This window comes from Arsenophonus endosymbiont of Crataerina pallida (assembly GCF_964020125.1).
Taxonomy (GTDB): Bacteria; Pseudomonadota; Gammaproteobacteria; order Enterobacterales; family Enterobacteriaceae; genus Arsenophonus; species Arsenophonus nilaparvatae.
Window position 1 is genome coordinate 3,103,432 of sequence record NZ_OZ026540.1, and the last position, 14,848, is coordinate 3,118,279.

Here is a 14,848-nt window from a genome sequence, read left to right on the forward strand (position 1 = left end):
AGGCTGACATTTTTAATGCGACAGAACCCCAAAAAAAGCCAATGTTAAAATAAATGCGCCAATCAGATTAAAAACAATCACCCTTCTACCGCGCCATCCGTGATGAAAGTGACCCCATAACAAAATAATGTAAATAACCCAAGCACAAATAGATAAAATAGCTTTATGGATGTTTTCTTTATTAAAAACATTATCCATAAACATCATTCCTGTCCCGATGGTGAGTGTCAGTAAAATGACCCCAACTTGTATAATGTGGAACATTTTACGTTCAATAACCATTAATGGTGGCATATCAGGTGTAAATATTAATTTTTTATTTTTTAATTGATAGTCTAATAAAGCTAACTGTAGGGCATATAAAGCGGCAATTATCAGGGTTGCATAGCCCAATAATGCTAGCCCGATATGAATAAAAGTCGCCACACTTGCTTCTAAGTGGGTAATAAACTCACCGGGCATAATGGTTGCTAATAGTAAGTTGATAATAGACAAACTATAAACGATTGGTAGCAGGAACCAGGCGCGGCCGTTAAAGGCAACAATGGTCATAATGATACTGATTAACAAACTGACGATAGAGCCTAAGTTTAATAAAGTTAAATTCTGACCTCCGCTAACAAAGATCAATGTTTTTAATGCGATACCATGACTCACCAGAGCAATAACCGCTAATATGAGTGTCAGCCTGGCATAAAGTTTTTGTTTACCAGCTAAAGCTGGCATGATGAGTATCACGCTCAAAAAATAGGTACTAATGGCGATAATAGCGAATACTGGCATAATATTTTATTTGTTAGCTAATTTATTAAATGTGAGTTAGTTAGTATAGCGTTTGCCAGCATTGCCTCCAACAGTTGTTCACTATTCTTATGAAACTCGATGCAGAGATTGAATTATCATCGTGTTATAATAAAAATTAACTGACAGCAGATCCCTTTAACAGAATTGAGTTAAGCACATGTTTGATAATTTAACTGACAGACTTTCGCGTACATTGCGCAATATTAGTGGCCGTGGAAGATTGACTGATGACAATATTAAAGAAACATTACGTGAAATTCGCATGGCGTTATTAGAAGCTGATGTTGCTTTGCCAGTCGTACGCGAATTTATTCAATCGGTAAAAGACAGTGCAGTAGGTCAAGATGTCAATAAAAGCCTAACACCGGGCCAAGAATTCGTTAAAATTGTGCAAAATGAGCTCATTAAAGCGATGGGCGAGGAGAACAGTGCTTTAAATTTAGCCGTACAACCTCCCGCTGTTATTCTTATGGCCGGCTTGCAAGGTGCGGGTAAAACCACCACTGTGGCTAAATTAGGCAAATTATTAAAAGAAAAACAGAAGAAAAAAGTTTTAGTGGTTTCTGCTGATATTTATCGTCCTGCGGCTATTAAGCAATTAGAAACACTCACTCAAACAGTCGGGATTGATTTTTTTCCATCAACTGCCAGCGAAAAACCCGTTGAGATTGCGACTAATGCGCTACAACATGCAAAATTAAAATTTTATGATGTGCTAATCATCGATACTGCTGGTCGTCTGCATGTTGATGAAGCCATGATGGAAGAAATTCAGGCAATCCATCGCACTATTAATCCAATTGAAACCCTATTTATCGTTGATGCGATGACCGGGCAAGATGCCGCTAACACTGCTAAGTCTTTTAATGAAACGTTGCCATTAACCGGTATTATATTAACGAAAATTGATGGTGATGCTCGTGGTGGTGCCGCATTATCAATCCGCCATATTACAGGTAAACCGATTAAATTTTTGGGTATAGGCGAGAAAATTGATGGCTTAGAGCCTTTTTATCCTGACAGGATTGCCTCTCGTATCCTTGGTATGGGAGATGTCTTATCACTGATTGAAGAGATAGAAAGCAAAGTTGACCGTGAAAAGGCGGAGAAGCTTGCTCATAAACTTAAAAAAGGGAATAGTTTTGATTTAAATGATTTTCTTGAGCAGCTTAAACAGATGCGAAATATGGGTGGTATGGCGAGTATGTTAAGTAAAATGCCAGGCATATCCCAAGTTCCTGATGCGGTTAAGTCACAAATGGATGATAAAGTGTTGGTTAGAATGGAAGCGATTATTAGCTCGATGACCACTAAAGAACGACAAAAACCAGAGATTATTAAGGGATCACGCAAGCGGCGTATTGCAGCTGGTTCTGGCACACAGGTACAGGATGTTAACCGATTACTTAAACAGTTTGATGATATGCAGCGCATGATGAAGAAAATGAAAAAAGGCGGGTTAGCTAAGATGATGCGTGGGATGAAAGGTATGATGCCACCGGGTTTCCCTGGCGGTTAACAACCAGGCATTAAATAAACAATTCGTACTTTTGATTGCTTTTTATCTTAAAAAGAGTAGAATCTTGGGGCTTTTTATATACAACCAGACTCTATTCCTCGATAGGGTCTGGTTGTTTTGTTAACTAATGAGGATGTTATGGTAACAATTCGTTTAGCTCGTGGTGGCGCAAAGAAGCGTCCGTTTTATCAAATCGTTGTCACAGATAGCCGTAATGCACGTGATGGTCGCTTTATTGAGCGTATAGGCTTTTTTAACCCTATCGCATCAGGTAATGCAGAAGAGTTGCGTCTAGATTTAGATCGTGTTGAACATTGGGTTGGTTTGGGTGCATCAGTTTCTGATCGTGTTTCGACACTGATCAAACAAGCAAAAAAAGCAGCTTAATTTACTACGGTGGTGGTGGTGAGCAAAGAGGTTTGCCTTAAGATCCCTGTTAATCCTATTGTGTTAGGAAAATTAGGCTCTGCGCATGGCATTCGTGGTTGGCTCAGAGTTTTTTCATCCACCGAATATACCGAAGATATTTTTGAGTATCAGCCTTGGTTTATTCAACGTTCAGGTCAGTGGCAACAACTGGAATTAGAAGGTTGGAAACATCATAACCAAGATATTATCATCAAAATAAAGCATATTGATGATAGAAGTGCTGCTAATTCAATGGCTAATTGCGAAATTATCGTCGATTCAGCACAACTACCTATACTTGAAGGTAATGAGTATTATTGGAAGGATCTAATTGGTTGCCAGGTCATAACTACTAAAGGTTATAGTTTGGGCTATGTTCAGGATTTAATGGAAACAGGCTCAAATGATGTACTGGTAATCAAGGCAAATCTGAAAGATGCATTCGGTATTAAAGAACGGCTAATACCGTTTCTTGATGAACAGGTGATCAAAAACGTTGATCTTACTACTAAGACAATTGAAGTAGATTGGGATCCTGGATTTTAAACGCCGATTGAAGGTTTTATGAGTGGAACCCAAGATGTGGATTGGGATTATTAGCCTGTTTCCAGAAATGTTTCGCGCAATAACCGAGTATGGAGTGATAGGTCGTGCAGTAAAAAATGGCCTATTGAATATACAGTGTTGGGATCCGCGAGATTATACTCACGACAGGCACCGTACTGTAGATGATCGCCCTTATGGCGGTGGTCCAGGTATGCTGGTGATGGTACAACCTCTTAGAGATGCCATTCATGCAGCAAAATCTGAGATCGGTGAAGATGCTAAAGTAATTTATCTTTCACCACAGGGACGCAAACTTAATCAGCAAGGTGTTTGCCAATTGACGGCAAATAAAAAGCTTATTTTGGTTTGTGGTCGATATGAAGGTATTGATGAACGGATCATTGAAACTGAAATTGATGAAGAATGGTCAATTGGTGATTATGTTCTTAGCGGAGGAGAATTACCAGCAATGGTAATGATCGATTCAATTTCCCGGTTTATTCCTGGTGTATTAGGGCATCATGCATCAGCGGAAGAAGATTCTTTCATAACTGGGTTACTTGATTGTCCTCACTATACCCGTCCTGAGGTGTTAGAAGGTATGGAAGTTCCGAGTATCTTATTGTCGGGCAACCATGCTGAAATAGAGCGTTGGAGAACAAAACAGTCACTAGGCCGAACTTGGCTTAGAAGACCTGAACTTCTAACAAGCCTAGCTCTGACTGACGAGCAGAGAATGTTGTTGGCAGAATTCCAACAGGAATATGAAGAACAGCAACGTATTAATTGAGACATTGTATCACACTGTCTTGTATATATCAGTTTACCTAGGGTAAGAGAGTAATTATGAGCAACATTATTAAACAGCTTGAAGAAGAGCAAATGAAGCAAAATATCCCTTCATTCCGTCCAGGAGATACCGTAGAAGTTAAGGTATGGGTGGTTGAAGGTTCAAAAAGACGTTTGCAGGCATTCGAGGGCGTGGTTATCGCTATTCGTAACCGCGGTTTGCATTCAGCATTTACTGTTCGTAAAATTTCTAATGGTGAGGGTGTTGAGCGTGTATTCCAGACACATTCACCAGTTATCGACAGTATCACAGTTAAACGTTGTGGTGCTGTTCGCAGAGCTAAATTGTACTACCTGCGAGAGCGTTCTGGTAAAGCAGCTCGTATTAAAGAGCGCTTGAACACTAAATAATTCGCTTTTCGCTTCATCCTAAAAATCTTAAAGGCTCGCGATTTTTGCGAGCTTTTTTATTAGCTATTTTCAGCTTATTGCATTATTCGTTGTTATTTTTATTAAATCTTTTGTGTAATTTTTTATAAGCGGGAAAATATTTTTCTTTATTTGATGCGTAAATTTTTTTGGTTATTTTCATTAGATTATGTGTTTTTTGTTCTGCTTTTATTTTATTAGTAAAGTAAATGTTACTATGTGTCGTCGCCATTGGATTTTATTATTTACAGTTCGTGTTATGGGCTAGCCTCAACGGCACGATAAAGATAATGCCATTTCCCTTTTATCCTGATATAGGTTTCATCCAGATACCAGGTGCCGCCATAGATTTTTCGTTTCTTTCTGGCAACCCTGGCGAGTTTTGGCGTTAGTCGTAAAACCCAGCGATGAATGGTGGAGTGATCAACAAAAATACCTCTTTCCTGCATCATCTCCTCAAGGTTGCGCAAGATTAAGGAATACGCCAGATACCAACGTAGACACACTAAAATGACATCGACGGGATAATGGAGACGTTTAAAGCTTTGTTTAACAATACACATGGAAGCTACTCATATCTGAAAACAATATTCAAATATTCATTTTATCAGGCTGACATTTTTAATGCGACAGAACCTTTTACTTTGGCCATCCACTGGGCGAAATGTGTCTGGTGAGTCGAGTCTTTGAAATGTAAGACCTTCACCAACAAATTAAAGCTGCCGCATCACGATCTTTGCAACAGTGCCGTTTTTCCAGCCATGTTTTGGGGCATGTATAATGTCGGTGCACAAGCGATCCCAGCTCTTTATCAATTACATAGTGAAGCTGAGTTGCAAAAGATCCTTGTTTCTGATTGGCACTATAGAGTCGCTCAATTTTTGGGCGCTTCATTAACACCAGAGGCAGGCTGGGTAAGTAAAATATTGCTTGGGTCGGTATATTTTTTACCTATCTATATGGTTGTTTTTTTGGTTGGTGGTTTTTGGGAAGTATTATTTTCGCTGCTCCGTGGTCATGAAATCAACGAAGGCTTTTTTGTCTCTTCTATTCTGTTTGCCCTTATTGTGCCGCCTACTATACCGCTTTGGCAGGCGGCATTAGGTATTACGTTTGGTATTGTTGTGGCGAAAGAAATTTTTGGTGGTACTGGGCGTAATTTTTTAAATCCAGCATTAGCTGGGCGTGCATTTCTATTTTTTGCTTATCCTGCGCAAATTTCAGGTAATTTAGTTTGGACTGCGACAGATGGTTATTCTGGCGCTACGCCATTATCACAATGGGCTAGGGGCGGAGATCATGCACTAATAAATAATTTGACACATCAGCCTGTTACCTGGATGGATGCTTTTTTGGGCAATATTCCAGGCTCAATTGGTGAAGTTTCAACATTAATGATCTTAATCGGTGGAGCGTTGATTATTTTTTGCCGAATAGCTTCATGGCGTATCGTTGTCGGTGTAATGATAGGCATGATGGTAATGTCTTATCTATTTAATGTTATTGGATCAACGACTAATCCTTTATTTGCGATGCCTTGGTACTGGCATTTGGTACTAGGCGGTTTTGCTTTTGGCATGATGTTTATGGCGACTGATCCTGTTTCGGCTTCTTTTACTAACAAAGGTAAATGGGCATACGGAATATTGATCGGTGTAATGTGTGTTCTCATCAGAGTCATTAATCCTGCTTATCCGGAAGGGATGATGTTGGCAATTTTGTTTGCTAACTTATTTGCGCCTCTGTTTGATTATCTGGTAGTTCAGGCAAATATTAAACGGAGAAAAGCCCGTAGCTAACAATAAAATAAAAAATCCAAAAGATAGCATCGGCAGAACATTTCTTGTGGTATTTATTCTGTGTTTAGTGTGTTCAGTAGTTGTATCTGGTGCAGCGGTAGGTTTGAAATCTAAACAGCAAGCGCAAATATTATTAGATAAGCAACGTAATATTCTTGATGTTGCTGGTTTACTCAAACCAAAAATGTCAGCTGAAGAGATACAATCTTTTTATAATACTCGTATTAGCGCTAAGATTTTGGATTTCAACACAACTGAAATATCAAATAGTAATGGCAACTTCGATCTTAATAGTCAGCTACGTAATGATGAAACCCGAATTGCATTATCTCCTGAACAGGATGTTGCTAAGATCCGTTATAGAGCCAACTCGGCAGAAATTTATTTAGTCAACGATGATAATGGAAAAACCATCGCACTGGTATTACCGGTTTATGGTTCTGGTTTATGGTCGGTAATGTATGCTTTTATCGCTGTTGATATAGATGGAACGACATCACGAGGTATAACTTATTATTCTCATGGTGAAACGCCAGGTCTAGGTGGAGAGGTAGATAATTTACAATGGCGCGCCCAATGGATTGGTAAAAAACTTTATAATCAACAAGGGAAACCGGCGATAAAAATTGTGCGTGGTGGAGCATTAGATGGTCCCTCTAGTATCGATGGCCTATCAGGGGCAACACTGACATCAAACGGTATCCAGAATATGTTTGATTTCTGGTTGGGTAATAATGGTTTTGGCCCATTCCTGAATAAAGTACGCAAAGGAGAGTTAAATCATGGCTGATAGTAAAGAGATTAAACGCGTGCTAATTGGACCTTTATTGGATAACAATCCTATTGCATTGCAAGTTCTAGGTGTTTGTTCGGCTTTGGCGGTAACGACTAAATTAGAAACCGCCCTTGTGATGGCCATTGCTGTGACTTTAGTCACTGGTTTTTCTAGTTTTTTTATCTCATTGATCCGTCATTATATTCCTAATAGTGTGCGAATTATTGCTCAAATGACAATCATAGCTTCTTTAGTTATCGTTGTAGATCAAATCCTGCGCGCTTACGCTTATGAAGTTTCTAAGCAACTTTCAGTATTTGTCGGTTTAATTATTACTAATTGTATCGTCATGGGACGTGCTGAAGCTTATGCAATGAAATCACCACCAATTGAAAGTTTTATGGATGGTATTGGTAATGGTTTGGGATATGGTGCTATTTTAATTTTAGTTGGTTTTCTAAGAGAACTATTTGGTTCAGGTAAACTATTCGGTATTACTATTCTGCAATCGGTTCAGAATGGTGGTTGGTATCAGCCAAATGGCTTGTTCCTGCTTGCACCAAGCGCGTTTTTCATCATAGGTATGTTGATTTGGGGACTGCGCACATTGAAACCTTCACAGGTTGAAAAGGAGTAACTGACGCAATGGAACATTATATCAGCTTGTTTGTTCGAGCTGTGTTTATTGAAAACATGGCTCTTGCCTTTTTTCTGGGGATGTGTACATTTTTGGCGGTTTCTAAAAATGTCAAAACAGCCTTTGGATTAGGAATTGCAGTTACTGTTGTTCTGGGTATTTCAGTACCTGCGAATAATTTAGTTTATAATTTCATTCTACGTGATGGTGCCCTGATAGAAGGCGTTGATTTAAGTTTTTTAAACTTCATTACTTTTATCGGTGTAATTGCCGCATTAGTACAAATTCTAGAAATGATTTTGGATCGTTATTTTCCCGCCCTTTATAACGCATTAGGTATTTTTCTACCACTAATAACCGTTAATTGTGCGATTTTTGGTGGTGTCTCGTTTATGGCCCAGAGCGAATATAATTTTAGTGAATCTATTGTTTATGGATTTGGTTCAGGATTGGGATGGATGCTGGCCATTGTTTTATTGGCATCTATTCGTGAGAAAATGAAATATGCAGATATCCCATCGGGTTTAAAAGGTTTAGGGATCACCTTTGTCACTACTGGTTTGATGTCATTGGGTTTTATGTCTTTTTCCGGTGTACAGTTATAAGGGTGAAAATAATTCATGGATATTATTATTCTTGGTGTAGTAATGTTTACCCTAATTGTGTTAATTCTAACGGCAATGATTTTATTTGCCAAATCTAAGTTAGTAAACAAAGGGGATGTAAAAATTGAAGTTAATGGTGACCCTGAAAAGAGTTTTGCTGAGCCAGCAGGTGACAAGCTATTAAATATGTTGTCCAATCAGGGAATTTTTGTTTCATCTGCCTGTGGTGGTGGCGGTTCTTGTGGCCAATGTCGGGTGACAATCAAGCATGGTGGCGGTGATATCCTGCCGACTGAACTTGCCCATATTAATAAGCGTGAAGCTAGAGCTGGATGTCGTTTGGCTTGCCAGGTTAATGTAAAACAGGATCTGGAAATCGAATTACCTGAGGAAATTTTTGGTGTAAAAAAATGGGAATGTGAAGTTATTTCGAATGAAAATAAAGCGACTTTCATTAAAGAATTAAAATTGAAAATTCCAGCAGGAGAAGTTGTCCCATTTCGGGCAGGTGGCTTTATTCAGATCGAATGTCCTCCACATAAAGTTTCTTATGCTGATTTTGATGTACCTGATGAGTATCGTGAAGATTGGGATAAATTCAATTTATTTCGCTATTTCTCTGAAGTAAAACAGCAGACAGTAAGAGCTTATTCGATGGCAAATTATCCAGAAGAGCATGGGATAATCATGTTAAATGTCAGGATAGCAACATCTCCGCCGAAAGCTGCCGATTTACCTCCGGGTATTATGTTTTCATACATTTGGTCATTAAAACCAGGCAACAAAGTCACTATTTCTGGGCCATTTGGTGAATTTTTTGCTAAAGAAACCAATGCGGAAATGATTTTTATTGGTGGTGGTGCGGGTATGGCACCAATGCGGTCACATATTTTTGATCAATTAAAGCGTTTAAAATCTAAACGAAAAATCAGTTTTTGGTATGGGGCTCGTTCAAAACGTGAATTATTTTATGTTGAAGATTTTGATCAATTAGCTGCTGATAATGAAAATTTTACCTGGCATGTTGCGCTATCAGATGCAATACCTGAAGATAACTGGTAAGGGTATACTGGTTTTATTCATAACGTTTTATATGAAAATTATTTGAAAGATCACCCAGCGCCAGAGGATTGTGAGTTTTATATGTGTGGTCCTCCTGTGATGAACGCCGCAGTTATTAAGATACTTAAAGATTTAGGTGTTGAAGATGAAAATATTTTATTAGATGATTTTGGTGGTTGATTGTTTCCGGTATTTTAACTTTTTGTGTCATCATTGAGTTAATATGCTTAAAAAAATTTTATGCTAAAAAATAAATTATTCAATTGGATTATTACCTTATCTACTATTTTCATGCTTTGTGGTTGTTTTGAGACAGAGCAAAAGAGTATTCAAGGGCAAACGATGGGAACTTACTATGTTGTTAAGTATGTTAGTGAATCATCTCATCCTTTTTGGGAAACATTGCGTGACGATATTGATAGCCGTTTAGAAGAAGTTAACAATCAAATGTCAACTTACCGCCCTAAATCTGAATTAAGCCAATTTAATCAATTTCAACATGTAAATACGCCATTTCCTGTTTCGTTAGCCATGATGACAGTGATTAAAGAAGCGATTCATATTAATAAATTAACCAATGGTGCGCTCGATATTACTATCGGACCATTAGTTAATTTATGGGGGTTTGGCCCGGAAGGAAGGATAACCAAAGCACCACCGGAAGAGACGCTGCAGTTGCGCCGGCAATGGATTGGTATTGATAAACTTGCGATTAGAGGTAATAGCCTGATAAAAAAAATACCTCAGCTCTATATAGATCTGTCAGCTATCGCTAAGGGTTACGGCGTTGATGTTATAGCAGAATATTTAGAGTCACAAAATATTGATAATTATATGGTCGACATTGGTGGTGAAGTCCGCACCAAAGGCCATAACGGTAAAGGTGTAGCGTGGCGTATTGCGATTGAAAAACCTTCGGATAAAGGGCTAGAACAGTCGGTACAAGAAATTATTGAGCCTGGAAATATGTCAGTTGCTACCTCTGGTGACTATCGTAATTATTTTGAACAAGATGGAGTTTATTATTCACATACTATTGATCCGAAGACCGGTAGACCGATTATTCATAATTTGATTTCTATTACTGTTATCGCCCCGACTTGCATGATGGCAGATGGTTTATCTACTGGCCTAAATGTGTTGGGGGCTGAAAAAGGAATGGAGTTAGCTGAACGTTTAAATTTACCGGTTTTCATGGTCGTTACGACTAATAAAGGTTTCGAAGAACGTTATAGTTCAGCATTCAAACCTTATTTAGTAAAAAAAATGTAGCGGAGTCATTATGTTAAAAATATTTATCGCTACTTTGGTTTTTTTCCTGCTTGCTTTTATTGCTATGTCACTTGGCTATATTATTAAACGCAAGCAACTTCAAGGAAGTTGTGGTGGATTAAGTAATATAGGCATTGAAAAAGTTTGTGATTGCCCGCAGCCATGTGAGCTTCGCAAGAAACGTATAGCAATGGAAAAGCGTCAAAAGCATCAGCAGATTACAACCGTATTATTTAATAAAAAATCTCGTTATTAATAGTAATAACGAGATTATTAATATTTTGATTTTTTTATTATCTTATATCTTTAAAATATTTAGGTGAATCGACCATAACTTCATCTGCACCTAGCTCTTTAGCCAGTTTATAATCAGCTTCATCTTTTATGCCAAATAAAACGATATGTGCACCGCCGCTGGCGCGGAAACATTTCATTGCTTCATGATCCCAAACTAAATCTGAGGATGAGCGAGCTTCACCAAGAGTATATTTTTCCACAACTTCTACTTTACGTCGCAGTTCCAGTCCATACCAGCGCTGAGTATTAACTTTTTTATCAATCAAACAATGATGATTCATGGTAATATTTGCCAGAATATCACGCGTTTCATCACGACTTTCAAAACGTTGTACATGATCAGATAAAGCATTCAAGAAAGCTTGGTTGGTGGAATAAAAGCGAGTACGTCGAAACGCTTTTTCTTCTTTTAACACTTTTTCAATTGCTTTTGCTTGTTCGTAAGGATCGGCATCGGGAGATTTTAGATCGATATAGAAATCGGTCGCTGGAAACTGTTGCAATACTTGCTTCAAGGTCGGAATGACTATTCCTTTATTACAATAAAGATGGTTATGACGGGAACCGAAACGGTAGCCGGCATCAGCCTTTATAAGCTGCTGCGCAGAGTAAGAGGAAACCGGGCCACTTCTATTGGTTAATGTATTTAAATCAGATGGACGATATAATACGGGGACTTTATCACTGGAAAGTTGTAAGGTGATCCATATTTTATCGGCGCCGTTTTTTAATGCCTGATCAATGGCATAAATGGTATTTTCTGGCGCATCGGCAGTTCCTCCACGATGTGCAACGATTTTCGGTGAATTTGCTAAGGCTGTAACTGAACAGAGCAAAAGCAGTACAGCTGTCATACTTTTATGCATTATTTTCTCCATAAGTTGTGTGTATGAAAAATATTATAAATTAATTTTATTATTAAAGTAGAAGATTAAATATTAATTAATATAGCAGATTTTTATTATTTTTTATCGTAAATTTAATGATATAACTTTACGTTATATTAGTTATAAAACTATTTATTTCTTAATTATAATTAAAGCTTAAATAATATTTGCTTGTCAGATAATTTTTATATTCTTAAATGAAAATAACATATTGTTTAAAAGTATTTTTATGCTTCTAATAATAAATTTCTAGAATAAATTTTTTATTCCATCAGATGAAATTTAAATACTATATATTATTTAAAAAATAGTAAAGATAGACTGTCCAATCTTTATTTTACAATTAGATTATATTAATATATCTTAACTTTTAATATAATTTTTATATATTATTGTATTAAAAGGTTTTTATTATTTCCATTTGTGAACTTATTAAAGTTTATCATGATAAATTATTCCTTAATATAATAGAGGAAATAATTAAAATAAATATATTTTATCATCTGTTATTTTTAATTTAAAATGCTTTAATTTTATTAATAATGATAATGTCTATAGCTTAATATAAAATAGGATATTAAAATTATAGTGTTTTAGATGGACTTATTGGGTTGCATATTATAGTAAAATAGTATTGTTGAATTAGTTAAATTAAATAAATAATAGTAAATATTATTATTTATTTTGTATTATTAATTAAATAAGGCTGTTAATTATGAAAATTTATACCTTTAATAATGCAGAAAAGGATCCTTTTTGTCGTGGGAAACAGATTGGGGAATGTTGGGCAACACAAATAAAACAGATTGTAATGCTATATTTAGATTTTTTTTCTCGTATTGGCATAACTGGCGATCAGGTGAGAAAAATTGGCGAGAATAGCTTATCTGCCTTGGAGTATTGGTGTCCGGATTTGGCAAGTGAAATTGAAGCAACGGCTCTTGGCGCAGATCCTCCCGTTTGGTATTTGGCAAGTCTCAATGCACGAACTGAAATTTTATCAACCAAAGCAACATCATATTTAGGTGAATGCTCTACCGCAATTTATGCAGCTCCTGATATTAATATGCCACAAACTATACAAACTTGGGATTGGCATGACGTTTTAGCACCTTGCGGATTAATGACTGAATTGCAGAATAAAAAAGGAATGCGATTTAAGCTTTTTACCGAATTTGGCATGTTAGGTAAAATTGGTGTTAATAGCGCTGGATTAGGATTACATTTTAATATCTTACATCATATAAGCGACAATGATTCTGGTGGAGTGCCTGTACATGCAGTAGCTCGCCGAATATTAGAAGAAGCAACAACCATAGAAGAGGCTATCGCTTTAGCATTTTCTGCGCAAGTGAATGCATCGTTAGTATTAAGTATATTTTCCCATCGTGCTGAAAGATGCAGAGCGGTAAGTATTGAGTTAAGCCCATTTCGGACAGCGATCATTTATCCGCAACAAAATGATTGGTTACTACATACTAATCATTTTCTGGCATCTGAATTAGTTTCGGGGGAACGCACTACTGATGATACTACTTATAAACGTTATGAGCATCTTAAAATAGTCGCTAGTGATATGAAAAATAAAGACATTATAGAGTCTGCTGCGGCAATGTGTGGTCCCGAAGGTGAGCAGTCACCAATTTGTTTTTTACCTGATAGTTCGCAACCTGATACCGAGCGTTGGGAAACTTTATTGACAATTAGTATTAATACTAAAAATTGTATATTAAAATATGCCGCAGGCAATCCTTATCAATTATCTCAAACAGGTTACCGCTCTTTTTAGCAACAAAATTTATTTAGTATATTAAAAAAGTAATACATTATTTTAATAAAATATTTTATGGCCATAATCCTATTATTGAGTTGTTATTTTCTTTAAAGTTTTTTATTTACGATTAATAAAATCATCACTATACTGTTTATTTAAACAGTGTTATTGGGAGAAGGTTGTGTGCAAAATTATCCATATTGATATGGATTGCTTTTATGCAGCTATAGAAATGCGTGACAATCCTTCTTTGCGCAATATTCCGCTAGCGATTGGCGGTAGAGCGGATCGGCGTGGGGTAATTTGTACAGCTAATTATATGGCTCGACGTTATGGTGTGCATAGTGCAATGTCTACAGCTTTAGCACTTAAACATTGCCCACAATTGAGAATTATCCCTGGCCGCATGTCTTTATATAAAGAAATATCATGGCAGATACGGCAAATTCTGCTCGATTTTACGCAATTGGTTGAGCCTATTTCTTTAGATGAAGCTTATCTTGATGTGACAAATAGTCCCCATTATCACGGTTCCGCAACCTTGATAGCTAATGCGATTAGACAGCGCATTTTTAATCAATTATCGCTTACGGCATCAGCGGGTATCGCACCGGTCAAATTTCTCGCTAAAATTACTTCCGATATGAATAAACCTAATGGGCAATATGTTATTACGCCTGATCAAGTGGCCAATTTTATTTATCCATTACCATTAAGAAAAATTCCTGGTGTCGGTAAGGTTACGGCACAGCGGTTGCAAAAAATGGGATTGGAGACCTGTGGCGATATTCAACAATTTGATTTGATTACATTAGTGAAAGAATTAGGTAAGTTTGGTCAAATTTTATGGGATCTTAGTCATGGCGTAGATCCACGTAGCATTAATAGTAAGCGTTTACCTAAATCAGTTGGGGTAGAGCGTACTGTTGCTAAGGATATTTATCAATGGGATGACTGTATGAAAATTATTGAACGACTTTATCCAGAACTTGAGACTCGATTAGCAAAAATTAAACCGGAGCTTAGCATTGCAAGTCAAGACGTTAAGATGAAATTTACCGATTTTCAGTTAACGACTCAAGAGCATAGTTATCCGATTTTAAGTAAAGGTGATCTTATCCAAATAGCGCAGCAAATTTGGCATCAGAGGCGAGCAGATCGCGGTGTTAGATTAGTAGGTCTACATATCACTTTACAAAATCCACAGATAGAAAAGCAGTTAATACTGAACTGGTGAAAAGCAGG

Annotated in this window: 14 protein-coding genes and 3 pseudogenes; 14 read left to right on the forward strand and 3 right to left on the reverse strand. The window is 37.0% G+C overall.

Annotated features, from left to right (window positions below; genetic code table 11):
• Positions 1-12 precede the first annotated feature (12 nt).
• Complete coding sequence (locus AACL31_RS16555) at positions 13-783, reverse strand: inner membrane protein YpjD (protein ID WP_310512563.1); 771 nt, start codon at positions 781-783, stop codon at positions 13-15.
• Positions 784-961: 178 nt separating this feature from the next.
• Between AACL31_RS16555 and ffh the strand changes: the two genes are divergently transcribed.
• The 5 genes from ffh to rplS all read left to right on the forward strand — a co-directional run bounded on the left by ffh (position 962) and on the right by rplS (position 4,477).
• Complete coding sequence (gene ffh, locus AACL31_RS16560) at positions 962-2,323, forward strand: signal recognition particle protein (RefSeq protein WP_310512564.1); 1,362 nt, start codon at positions 962-964, stop codon at positions 2,321-2,323.
• Between the two features lie 138 nt (positions 2,324-2,461).
• Positions 2,462-2,710: a 30S ribosomal protein S16 gene (rpsP, locus tag AACL31_RS16565; protein ID WP_032115483.1), complete on the forward strand. Its 249-nt coding sequence runs from the start codon at positions 2,462-2,464 to the stop codon at positions 2,708-2,710.
• 18 nt (positions 2,711-2,728) lie between these two features.
• Positions 2,729-3,277 carry a ribosome maturation factor RimM gene (rimM, locus tag AACL31_RS16570; RefSeq protein ID WP_310512565.1) on the forward strand — a complete coding sequence of 183 codons (549 nt, stop codon included), beginning with the start codon at positions 2,729-2,731 and terminating at the stop codon, positions 3,275-3,277.
• A gap of 34 nt (positions 3,278-3,311) precedes the next feature.
• A complete protein-coding gene (trmD, locus tag AACL31_RS16575; RefSeq protein WP_310512566.1) occupies positions 3,312-4,067 on the forward strand; it encodes a tRNA (guanosine(37)-N1)-methyltransferase TrmD in 756 nt (251 codons plus the stop codon).
• Between the two features lie 56 nt (positions 4,068-4,123).
• Positions 4,124-4,477, forward strand: coding sequence for a 50S ribosomal protein L19 (rplS, locus tag AACL31_RS16580; protein WP_032115480.1), 354 nt, complete (start codon positions 4,124-4,126; stop codon positions 4,475-4,477).
• Between the two features lie 281 nt (positions 4,478-4,758).
• On the opposite strand, the pseudogene AACL31_RS16585 reads toward rplS, so the two are convergent.
• Positions 4,759-5,058 (reverse strand): annotated as a pseudogene (locus AACL31_RS16585) (IS6 family transposase); the annotation flags it as partial.
• A gap of 183 nt (positions 5,059-5,241) precedes the next feature.
• Here AACL31_RS16585 and AACL31_RS16590 point away from each other — a divergent pair.
• The 7 genes and pseudogenes from AACL31_RS16590 to nqrM form a co-directional block, all read left to right on the forward strand.
• Positions 5,242-6,294: pseudogene (locus AACL31_RS16590) on the forward strand (NADH:ubiquinone reductase (Na(+)-transporting) subunit B); the annotation flags it as partial.
• Positions 6,266-7,084 carry a Na(+)-translocating NADH-quinone reductase subunit C gene (locus AACL31_RS16595; protein ID WP_310512577.1) on the forward strand — a complete coding sequence of 273 codons (819 nt, stop codon included), beginning with the start codon at positions 6,266-6,268 and terminating at the stop codon, positions 7,082-7,084. The pseudogene AACL31_RS16590 and the gene AACL31_RS16595, both read left to right, overlap by 29 nt.
• Positions 7,077-7,706 carry an NADH:ubiquinone reductase (Na(+)-transporting) subunit D gene (locus tag AACL31_RS16600; protein WP_032115504.1) on the forward strand — a complete coding sequence of 210 codons (630 nt, stop codon included), beginning with the start codon at positions 7,077-7,079 and terminating at the stop codon, positions 7,704-7,706. Before AACL31_RS16595 ends, AACL31_RS16600 begins: the two co-directional genes overlap by 8 nt.
• Positions 7,707-7,714: 8 nt before the next feature.
• Entirely contained in the window at positions 7,715-8,311 is a 597-nt protein-coding gene (gene nqrE / locus AACL31_RS16605; RefSeq protein WP_310512568.1) for an NADH:ubiquinone reductase (Na(+)-transporting) subunit E, read from the forward strand.
• 15 nt (positions 8,312-8,326) lie between these two features.
• Positions 8,327-9,553 (forward strand): annotated as a pseudogene (nqrF, locus tag AACL31_RS16610) (NADH:ubiquinone reductase (Na(+)-transporting) subunit F).
• Positions 9,554-9,613: 60 nt separating this feature from the next.
• Entirely contained in the window at positions 9,614-10,645 is a 1,032-nt protein-coding gene (locus tag AACL31_RS16615) for an FAD:protein FMN transferase (protein ID WP_310510410.1), read from the forward strand.
• A gap of 10 nt (positions 10,646-10,655) precedes the next feature.
• Positions 10,656-10,901, forward strand: a complete 246-nt coding sequence (gene nqrM, locus AACL31_RS16620) for a (Na+)-NQR maturation NqrM (protein WP_310512569.1) — start codon at positions 10,656-10,658, stop codon at positions 10,899-10,901.
• A 37-nt stretch (positions 10,902-10,938) separates the two neighbouring features.
• On the opposite strand, the gene AACL31_RS16625 is transcribed toward nqrM, so the two are convergent.
• Positions 10,939-11,808 carry a glycerophosphodiester phosphodiesterase family protein gene (locus AACL31_RS16625; protein WP_310512570.1) on the reverse strand — a complete coding sequence of 290 codons (870 nt, stop codon included), beginning with the start codon at positions 11,806-11,808 and terminating at the stop codon, positions 10,939-10,941.
• Positions 11,809-12,544: 736 nt separating this feature from the next.
• Here AACL31_RS16625 and AACL31_RS16630 point away from each other — a divergent pair.
• Entirely contained in the window at positions 12,545-13,618 is a 1,074-nt protein-coding gene (locus AACL31_RS16630; RefSeq protein WP_339053426.1) for a C45 family peptidase, read from the forward strand.
• Positions 13,619-13,784: 166 nt separating this feature from the next.
• The gene (gene dinB / locus AACL31_RS16635; protein WP_310512572.1) at positions 13,785-14,840 is read left to right on the forward strand and encodes a DNA polymerase IV; all 1,056 of its coding nucleotides are present in this window, start codon (positions 13,785-13,787) and stop codon (positions 14,838-14,840) included.
• Positions 14,841-14,848: the final 8 nt, after the last annotated feature.